Raw genomic sequence first — 1,051 nt, forward strand, 5'->3', positions numbered from 1 at the left:
TTGGTCGTGTAGATGATCTTCCGGAGTTCGGGTGGGAACGCCAGGAACGGCACGAACCGTTGCCAGGCGTTCGTCCACGTCGCGACCGCGGCCGGGTAGCGGCGGCCGAGATCGGACTCGGCGAACGCGTGCAGTTCGGCCTCGGCGGCCTCGACGGTGGGTGCGGTGTAGATCGGTTTGAGGGCCGTCGCGACCTTCTTGCGGTCGGTGTAGGACACGAACCGCATCGCGGCGCGGATCAGATGCACGGTGCAGGTTTGCACGGTGCTCAACGGCCAGGTCGCCTCGATCGCCTCAGCGAAGCCGGTCAACCCGTCACAGCAGACGATCAGAACGTCGCGGATGCCTCGGTTGCGCAGCTCTGCGCAGACCCCGGCCCAGAACTTCGCCCCTTCGGCGGCCTGCACCCAAATCCCGAGCACATGCTTCACTCCGTCGAGGTCGACACCGACCGCGATGTGCGCGGCCTTGTTGCGCACCTGGTGCCCGTCACGGACCTTCACCACCAGCGCGTCGAGGTAGATGATCGGGTAGATCTCCTCCAGAGGCCGCGACTGCCAGGCCTTGACCTCGTCGAGAACCGAGTCGGTGATCTTCGAGATCGTCTCGTGGGACAGCTCGGTGCCCAGCGTGCGAGCCAGATGGTGCTGGATGTCGCGGACCGTCATCCCACCCGCATACAACGAGATGATCATGTCGTCGAGGCCGCCGGCGCGACGAACCCCCTTGGCCACCAGCCGCGGCTCGAACGTGCCCGCCCGATCCCGCGGCACCTCCAACGGCACCGGACCCACCTCGGTCAGCACCGTCTTCGGCGTGCTGCCGTTACGCGAGTTCGGCGACCCCCGCCCAGCCGGATCACCCTTCTCATAACCCAGATGCCCCGTCAACTCCGCCTGCAGACCACGCTGCAGCACCGCCTTGAGCATCTCCGGCAGGAACCCTCCCTCACCGGTCAACGCCACCTCACCGGCATCCACCCGACGCATCACCTCATCGAGCAAACCGGCATCGATCATCTCGTCAACCGCCGCACGAGCCAACGACGGCG

Annotated in this window: 1 protein-coding gene; it reads right to left on the minus strand. The window is 66.4% G+C overall.

Features of this window, described 5'->3' with window-relative positions; all coding sequences use genetic code 11:
• On the minus strand, positions 1-1,019 hold a 1,019-nt coding region (locus ACIBBA_RS33565; RefSeq protein ID WP_396702912.1), incomplete at its 3' end, for an IS256 family transposase.
• Positions 1,020-1,051: the final 32 nt, after the last annotated feature.

It is taken from the genome of Micromonospora sp. NPDC051006, assembly GCF_044456245.1.
In the GTDB taxonomy this organism is placed as follows: Bacteria; Actinomycetota; Actinomycetes; order Mycobacteriales; family Micromonosporaceae; genus Micromonospora.